The sequence below is a fragment of the Lachnoclostridium sp. An181 genome (assembly GCF_002160325.1).
Classification (GTDB): Bacteria; Bacillota; Clostridia; order Lachnospirales; family Lachnospiraceae; genus An181.
Genome location: NZ_NFKJ01000024.1, coordinates 18,713 through 28,369, shown reverse-complemented (window position 1 = coordinate 28,369; position 9,657 = coordinate 18,713). Strand labels below are relative to the sequence as shown.

At 41.9% G+C, this 9,657-nt stretch carries 2 protein-coding genes and 3 tRNA genes; 4 read left to right on the top strand and 1 reads right to left on the bottom strand.

Annotation, left to right across the window (positions count from 1 at the left end; genetic code table 11):
• Positions 1-36 precede the first annotated feature (36 nt).
• The 3 genes from B5F18_RS11375 to B5F18_RS11365 all read left to right on the top strand — a co-directional run bounded on the left by B5F18_RS11375 (position 37) and on the right by B5F18_RS11365 (position 294).
• Positions 37-109: transfer RNA gene (locus B5F18_RS11375), tRNA-Asn, on the top strand.
• Positions 110-144: 35 nt separating this feature from the next.
• Positions 145-216, top strand: a tRNA-Glu gene (locus B5F18_RS11370).
• Positions 217-222: 6 nt separating this feature from the next.
• Positions 223-294 (top strand) — tRNA-Cys (locus B5F18_RS11365).
• A gap of 134 nt (positions 295-428) precedes the next feature.
• Here B5F18_RS11365 and B5F18_RS11360 read toward each other — a convergent pair.
• Complete coding sequence (locus B5F18_RS11360) at positions 429-1,982, bottom strand: response regulator (protein WP_162607590.1); 1,554 nt, start codon at positions 1,980-1,982, stop codon at positions 429-431.
• Between the two features lie 442 nt (positions 1,983-2,424).
• Between B5F18_RS11360 and B5F18_RS11355 the strand changes: the two genes are divergently transcribed.
• Positions 2,425-9,354, top strand: a complete 6,930-nt coding sequence (locus tag B5F18_RS11355) for an endo-alpha-N-acetylgalactosaminidase family protein (protein ID WP_087157771.1) — start codon at positions 2,425-2,427, stop codon at positions 9,352-9,354.
• Positions 9,355-9,657 lie beyond the last annotated feature (303 nt).

The following is a 9,657-nucleotide window of genomic DNA, read 5'->3' as shown; positions in this document are numbered from 1 at the left end:
GTTTTGAAGGTGCATGAACCTTCGAGGAAGGAATGATCCTCCTTAGCTCAGTCGGTAGAGCACTCGGCTGTTAACCGAGTTGTCGTTGGTTCGAGTCCAACAGGGGGAGCTCGGACAGTATGCCCGTAAATGACAATTTAATGAGGCTCCTTGGTCAAGCGGTTAAGACATCGCCCTTTCACGGCGGTAACACGGGTTCGATTCCCGTAGGAGTCATTGGATGGCGCAGTAGCCAAGTGGTAAGGCAATGGTCTGCAACACCAGTATCCACCGGTTCAAATCCGGTCTGCGCCTTTTAAAAAGTCTGTATTTTACAGGCTTTTTTATTATTTCTTAAAGTTTTTTTGCCATATAAAATCTCTCCATTGGAATCATATGAAACATTCCAATGGAGAGATTTTTATTATGGCAATAAAAGTTTGAAATTGCTATTCCTGTACAGTAGCCAGAATCTGTTTCCGGTATGCTGTGGGACTGATTTTACAAAATTTCTGAAACAATCGATTAAAATATGGTACTTCTTCAAAGCCAAGTGCAAAGGAGATATCGTGCACCGATATATTTGGGTTTTCCAATAAAAAGAGTGAACGATGTATTTTTGACTGATTAATATGGCTCATAAGATTTATTCCGGTCTCAGTCTTAAATAGACGGCTTGTGTAGTTAGTACTCATATTGATATGCTCCGCTATCATAGACAAAGTAATTTTTTTGTCTATATTTGAATGGATATAGTCTTCAATTTCCAAAATTTCTTTTCGGACAGATAATCCTGATATTTTTGCTGGTTTTGAGGAAAGAAAATCCATTAGTTGGTTGAAACATCGGATATATTGTTTCAATGTGTGTGAATGATAAAATTCATCTTTAATTTTATCCGCCAGTTCATGCGATTCAGCCAGCAGGATTGTGTTGTGAAGCAACACGAATGAAAAGACCTGTTCCATAAAGTGGATGGTATTGGCCGGCAGATATTGTTGGGTTTTCAACTGCAAGACTTTTTTTGAAAAGATGGATTTGCATGCATAAAAATTTCCTTCATCCATGGCTTTTCTAAGTGCCTGGATTGTCTTTTTTGTATCGATTGCCTGATCGTGATAGTGTGTATGCTCCTCCCATTTCACAATTTCCCCCCAATTATGATACAAAATCTGCTTTTCAGCCTGCGGGATACTTAAAAGCAGGTTTGCAAACTGCTTACTGCTGCGGAATACCGGAGAAAGAAGAAATCCACAGTTGGCATTGGAATAAAAACGAAAATGTGTTTGCAGTGATTCTGTAATTGCAACAACAGATTTTGCAGTATCTAAATTAGCAGACTGCTGCGGAATGATGATAAAAACAGATGCAGCAGTAGAGTGCAGAATATGACATTCAGAACCTTTTGCATATTCAGATACAAGTTTCCACAATGTCTGGGTGAGGTTGCTGAACTCAGAAGATGAAATGCCAGAGTCCATGACAAGAAATATGTCAAGCATAAAATAAGGTTTTGACAGTAAGTGTTCTGCAGCGTGAGCTGGATCGTTCAAAGTATCTGACAGGATCGTAAGGTCATCTGCTGTTGGAAACAGGTTTTCTTTTTTGGATGACAGAGCAAAACGACTGTCCAGCCTGTATTTGATTCTGGAAAGACACTGGGAGAGGAGCGTCGGTGTAATGTCTGTTTTTACAATATAGTCACACACATGATTACGCAGTCCTTCAACAGCGTAAAGAAAATTCTGGGAATCGCTGAGAATAAGAATCTCTCCCTTATAACCGATATTTCTCACTGTTTTGATAAATTCGATCCCGTTCATATTCGGCATGATGATGTCCACAATGATTAAATGCGGATGACATTTTTGGACCATTTGGAGTGCATCAATACCGTCTTTTGCCGAATAGTCGGCGCAAAATCCTTCATTTTCCCATCGGATCATAGTTTTCAGGGAAATACGTACTTTTTTTTCATCGTCCACAATCAAAACTTTGTACATAATGCCTCCTTTCATCAAGCATGCATAAAGGTAAGAAAAGACACGATGCCTGAGACTGTATTTTTAAAAATAAGTTTTTACAAAACGATAAAATAGCTATTTTTAAATATAGTCTGATCAGACTATTTTGCTAGAAAAAAATATACAATATTGAAAAAGCAAAAGCAAGAGAAGAAAAATATAAAAGGACAATATGTATAAAAAATAGGACGAAAATATAAAATATTTAGACTGTATTACATGATGAAAGTGAAAAAAATAACAAATAAAACCAAATAGTTCAATAATGCATAAAAAATGTGCATGGACGGGAAAAAAGGCAAAGAGTATACTGCTCTTAAGACTAGGATGGGGTCCTAGACCAAGAAACTAAAAAGGAGGTGCCTGATGGGGAGGTTAACAAAACAGGGGATTAAAAAATCGGGAAAAGGAGAGGAAATGTATGAGAATGAAACAAAGACAAAAAAAATTGTTCGAAAAAGTTCTTGCATTCCTGCTGGTTCTGACAATGTGTGCAGGCATGCTGCCGGTACAGACATTGGCGGTAGAAAAGGACAAAGCCATTGCTCATAATGAGACTGTGGCTGATTGGAAAATGCAAAACTTTGGTTCAGACACTGACCTGACGATTCAGGATGGGTGGATGACTCCTGATGAGACAGGAGATGGAGTTCTTGTAGATTATGGTAAGATCTATCAGGACATTGGCGGCAATGTTGTTGTGTACGATAATGCTGCAAATATCTATCAGGACAGTATCCTGGAGTTTGATGTTACCGTGACAGGCGGACAGGCAAATAAGTATCAGGTTGCTTTTTTCCCGCGTTTCCAGAGTGGGAAGAACTGTGACGGTTTTGCCGTTGGCGAAAACGTTCAGCTGCAGCACAGTTACCAGATAAATGGACAGGAGGGCTGGCCGGGAGTAGACAACAATCTTGGCATGTCTTTTGAGGTTGACCAGACCTACCATATGAAGATGGTGACTGCCGGAAATACAATGTCTGTTTATGTGGGAGACAAACTTTTGACTTCTTTTGAGACAAGAAGTGAGATTACAGAAGGTAAATACGGATTCCGCATCTGGACACAGAGTGATGTAAAGACCGTGCATTTTGAAAATATCAAGCGTAGTGAGTATATTTCTTCCAAACTGGATAAAAAAGAGGAAATCATCAAATCTGATGACTGGGGAAAAGAAGATGTAGTGATCCCTGTTTCTTTTGGCAAAGACGATGCTGTGGATACTGTGAAAAACGGTGATCAGGAATTGATAAAAGGCACAGATTACACGATTGATGGAAGTGAAATTACTCTGAAAAAAGAATACATCGAAAAACAGGCAGACAGTTTTGCGCTTAATATTCTTTTTGTAAAGGGAAGTGAAGACAGGTTCCAGGTAACCAAACTGGATACGGCCATCAAGGAACATATCTGGACACCAGAACAGGGACTTGATGAATGGAACAAAATCGCAGGAAATGGTACATATACTCTGGAAGAGGACGGGCTGCACATTAAAGGGGAGACAAAGCTTATGAATACAGCATCTCCTTCTGTGATGAACGGCGAGATTGAGATGACATTTGACCAGCTTACAGATAACAATTATATAGGATTTCTCTTTGGAGCAAAAGAAGATGGAACATGGCAGGGTGTGATGAAGGACGATGATTATGTTCTGTCTCGCTGGTATTATCACAACAGTGATGGAAACAGAACAGGTTTCCATGGGGACGGCTCTTTCTTGCTTTCCCGCGATGGCGAGGCGGACACAAAACTGAAACTTCGTTTTCAGGGGCAGACATTGTCCATGTGGCTGGATGACCAGTTTATGTACACAGGAAGTGTCTCCCAGGTAAAAGACACCATGGGAAAAATGGGACTGCTCACAGGCTCTAAATGTGACATTGTAGTAAAGAAAGTGGTATTCCGCAATGTACTTCCGTTTATGGCTGAAACAGATGACAGTGGAGATAAGATCATTGCAAAAGACGGTATGAACGTTACTCTGGCAGATGATTTCCCAAGAGTAAAGGAATATGACCTGAACGGAAAGAAAATGAATGGAGCAGAGTTCAAGTACAACTATGTGACGATCAACTCTGTAGATTATCCTGCAACAGCAACAATTGCAAAAGAAAGTGATGATTCCATTACTTATACAGTGGAACCGGAAGGCTGCGGTGTAAAATTTGATGTTGTATTTACAGTTTTGCATAATCATATTTTGGATATGCACATTAAAAACATTGAAGAGCCTAAAGATGAACTGGTATATTCCATTGGATTGCCAAATCAGCCTTTGATCTCTGCAAACAGCAATCAGAGTGGAGCAAGGCTGGATGCATCAGGCTTTACAGAAGCTATGGGAGCCTTCCATAATTCCCAGCTTTCTGACTTCCATTACAATATCGGTGAAAAGAAAATTTCCAAGACAGCAGACGGAGTGGCAACAATTCCGGTGATCACTACAGATGAGCTTTCTGCATCCATGGCAAACAACGTATTGCTCAATATCCAGGAGTTCCGTTTCAGAGCATTTGATCTTGGGGACGGCAGTGTGTCAGCAGGATTCTGGAACAATGAATTTATGTACCGCGGTCTGGATGGAGAGAAACTCTTCCCAATCGCATCAGAGCCAGAGGAAGAAGATCTGTATTGCCAGATCATTCTCACAGAGGATACCAATGCGGATGGAACTATGGACTGGCAGGATGGAGCAAATGCTCTGAAAAATCTGGTAGGGGACAGAATTCCTGGCGGTGAAGATGCTGCCCGCAGTTTCTTTGAAGTTGGTTACAATTTTGTAAGTGAGGCTCAGCAGCCTTTTATCAAAGTAGGGGACAACCTGAAACGTATGTCCAACCTGATCGATGGTTTTGATCAGATTCTGATCCTGAAAGGATATGCGAATGAAGGTCATGACTCCGGACACGCAGATTATGATGATATCAATAAACGTGCCGGCGGAGCAGAAGATTTGAACGCGATGACAGAGGCCATCAAGGATATCAATGCCACATTCGGTATTCATATCAATCATACGGAAGCTTATCCTGAGGCAGAAATGTACAATGACCATGTAATTTCAAACAACAATGCATGGGCATGGATGGATCAGTCCAAGAATATCAGACGTGAAGTGGATATTTTGAACACAGCCGAAGGACAGCGCACCATGGATGAGCGTTTAAATTCTATGTTTGAGAAAGCGCCTGGCATTGATTTTGTGTATGTGGATACTTATACAGATGACCGCTGGTGTGAGACAAGACTGGCAAACAATCTGATTTCCAATGGCGCGATGATCGGTACGGAAAACCAGAATGACTTTAACCGTTATAATAGCTGGGTTCACTGGCCGGAGATCAATGCAAACTCCATGCATCATTTTGTTTACCATACACAAAAAGATGTTTACGGAAGCGCATCCAGCCCGATTTACTGGGGCGGATATGCGCGTGCAGAGTCTTTCATGTCATGGCAGCACAGAAACAATATCACTCCGATCGTAAAACAGTTTTATACAAATCAGCTTCCTCAGAAATATCTGATGTGCCATGAACTTTTGAAAGATGACGGCAGCACAGGTTATTTTGAAGGAAATGTGACATCTTCCAATTACCAGATCAGAAAAGATGGAAACCTTCTGACTGATGGACAGGGTAAAATTTTCATCCCTTGGTTTGATGAGGACAGCGAGACAAGAAATCCGGATGAAGCAGCGAAGATCTACCACTGGAATGATCAGGGCGGAGATACTACATGGACACTTCCGGAAAACTGGTCAAATTTAAGCAATGTATATCTTTATAAGACAACACAGACAGGAAAAGAACTGGTAGATACGATCGAAGTTGTGGACGGACAGGTGACCATCCACGCAGATGCGCAGACACCGTATGTTGTTTATCCGGGCGAGGCAGAGCCGGATACAACTAAATGGAGTGAGGGCAGCCCACTTGAAGACGGTTCCTTTAACAGCCGTGACTTCTCCATCTGGGAAAAATCAGGAGATGCTGACATTCAGTTCAATGATGACAGCAATGGAGTATCTATTTTGACAATGGGAGGAACAGAAGAAGGTGCTGTTTCTCAGACAATGGAAGGACTGATTCCTGGTCAGAAGTACCGTGCCGTAGTATGGGCAGGATCTGAGAATGGAAAGACAGCCCGCATTACAGTTGAGACTCCTGATGGAGAGACGCATATGAATTATGTGGATCAGATTGTCAGAGGAAATAACTGTTTTGACACCTATGCACAGGGAAAACGTGTGGAACGTGTATGGGTAGACTTTGTACAGCCAGAAGGCGAGACAACAGCAAAAATCACATTCTTGGCAGATGCATGTGAGAATAATAATGGTCAGGCAACATTTATGGAAAGCCGTCTTGTGAAGACAGCAGAACCGGATCTTCCGGAAGGATATGTGGCAAATGAAACATTTGAATATGTAGAACAGGGCGGAACCGGTATCTTTACTCCAGAAGGAGGCGGAGATGGTGGATATCATCTTTCCCATTACACAGAGTATACAGATGACGCGATCAACATCAATGGAGAATGGTCACTGAAAATGTACGGTTCAGGCAGCGCTAATATGCGTACATATCCGGCAACCATGCGCCTGGAGCCAAATACAGAATACAGTATGGAATTTGATGCTTTAGGTTATGGAAATGTTACGGTAGAATCTGAGTCAAATAGTGCAGATAAACCTCTGACAGATACATTTGAAGAGGGACATAATACGTATACATTTGTGACAGGAGACAAAACAGATTATATTGTCCGCATTGCAGATGGTTCCAATAAAGTACTGGATAACTTTAAAGTGTACACAGTGAATGATCCGACAGCGCCGTCTGTTCCGGGAGGTTTGACAGTAAATGCAAAAGATGGAGGAATGGATTTGTCCTGGGAAGAGGCCGTGGATGAGGATACAGGCGTAAGTGCATACAATGTTTATCGTGACGATAAATTGATCGCCACAGTTACAGAAACAAACTATCGCGATACAAATGTGAGTGAGTACACGACATACAGTTATCAGGTATCCGCAGTGAATGCAGGGAAAACAGAGAGTGAAAGAAGTGAAATCGTCAAAGGATACAGCGGAACAGATTTAAGTGCTCCGAAGATTGTTTCTGCAAAACTTGACGGAACAACCCATATTGCGATTGTGTTTAACGAAATGCTGGATAAGAAGTCTGCAGAAAACATTTCCAATTACACATTGTCAGATGGCGCCAAGGTTTCCAAGGCACAGCTGCAGGAAGACGGAAAAACAGTAAATCTGACAGTTGCCGGATTGCCGATAAACAAGGCATTCCTTGTAACAGCAACAGGGGTACAGGATGTATCTGTTGCAAAGAATGCATGTACAGGAGAGAGTCCGGTACAACTTTCTGTTGTATCACGTTACTTTAAGTTTGACGAGGAAGACGCAGAAGCTGCATATGATTCCACAGGACAGGAAAATGGAGTCAAGACAAATGTCGGTGTTGCAAATGAGGGCTTCAATGGAAATGCAGGAGATTTCAATACAAACGGCGGCGTACAGATTTCCGGAAAAGTGTTGACAGATGCTCCGGAGTGGACATTCTCTGCATGGATCAACTGGGATGGAAATCCGACAGAATCTCAGACGATCATGGGAAATGATGTCAGCGGATCCCCTACTGCTGGTATGTGGTTCCATATTCGTACAGATAAAAAACTTTGGGCATCACCTTATGATGGCTCCAGAGGCGTGGATCTTACAAGCTCACAGACCGTTCCTGTCGGTGAATGGACACATGTGGCAATTACATTTAAAGATAAAGAATTTGTAATGTATTTCAACGGAAAAGAAACTGCCCGTGCAAAATTCGATACTTATCCAGACAGCGTCACAAATCCGGTGAACATTGGAAGTCATTATAACAGCGGCAGCTCTATGCTCCATGAGTTTGGCGGTATGATCGATGAAGCGAAGATTTATCGAGTGGCTCTGAATGCCGAGCAGATAGAAGAAGATGCTTTGAATACAAAATTCCGTCCTGAGACCGTTGGCGCTCACTTTGTTGTAAACAAAGCATCATCTGACGATCTTGGTATCGCGGTTGTGCCAAATGCATATACATTGAGCAGAGTCACTTTGGATGGTAAAGAGGTTGATGCTCAAAACTATGTTATGAGCGAAACAATGCTGACTGTTAAAAATGCATATCTTGTTTCACTTGAGGCGGGACTTCATAAGATAGAACTTGTGTTTGAAAACACTTTGGGAAATACTGAAACGGTAGAACTTGATTTGACTGTGATTGAAGGAAACAAGATTGTGGATAAGAGCAAACTGTATGAACTGCTCTCAAAGGTATCCGATCTTTCCAAAGAAGATTACACAAACGAAAGCTGGATGGCACTGTCACATGCAGTAAAAGCTGCACAGAAAGTATTTGAAAATCGTGATGCATCACAAGAAGAGGTCAATAATGCACAGACAGCGCTTGAGAAAGCGATGGGGGCACTTGAAGAAAAAGGTCTCTCCACAGACGTTCTGGAATATGCAATTGACCTTGCAAAGAGTGCAGACACAGAAGGTGTGATTGATTCTGTGAAAGCAGCCTTTGAACAGGCGCTTGCAGACGCAGAACAGATGCTTGCAGATGTAAACGCAGGCGTTACAGGAATCACACAGGCAGATGTGGATACATGCTGGCAGAACCTGATCAAAGCAATGCAGTACCTCTCCTTCAAACAGGGAAATAAAACAGACCTTGAAAAAGTCGTTGCCCTGGCAGCAGATATTGAGGGAAGATTAGATTCCTACCTGGACGACGGAAAACAGGCATTTACAGATGCACTTGCAGCTGCAAGAGAGACTTTGGCAGATGGAGATGCAATGCAGGAGGAAGTAAACCAGGCATGGAGAGGTCTTCTTGAGGCAATGGCGAACTTGAGACTGAAACCGGATAAGAGTGCATTAGAGACTTTGATCAATGAGGCATCCGCACTTTCTGAAGATGCATATGAGGCAGAAAGTTTTGGAGCGATGAGAACAGCGCTTGCAAAAGCGCAGGAAGTATTTGCTGACGAAACTGCAGACCAGATGGCAGTGACAGTAGCAGAAGAAAACCTGAAAGATGCAGTTGCAAAACTGGTACCAGTATCTGGGGGAGCGAAAGCTGACAAGAACGATACGGTAAAAGAGTCAGCGGACAAACAGGCGAATGCAGCCGGAACAGCGGATACAGCAACGACAGTAAACGCAAACCATGCGGCAAAATCTGCGAAGACAGGAGATGCGGCAAATCCGATGGCAGCGGCAGCCATGATGGCAGCAGCGATAGCAGCGGTGGCTGTGGTTCGGAAAAAACGCAGATAGGGAAAAGAGAAATAGAGAATAAATAGTGGCAACGTTATGGCAAACCGTGGCGTTGCCACTTTGTTTTTATGAAAATAAATTGTTAGATCAAAAACAAAATGGAGAGCAAAAAAGAAACTAATACTAAAATATTATCCAATATTTTGATAAAAATATTGTATTTATATTTTTATCCGATTTTTGTTCACTATAATACGTTTATGTGCATGAGATGTTGAATTCAAATTGGTGATACTGTATGTTTTTATTATAAAAATATAGACCACTTAGTTTAAAATTATCAAATGGGAAGGGGAGAAAAAG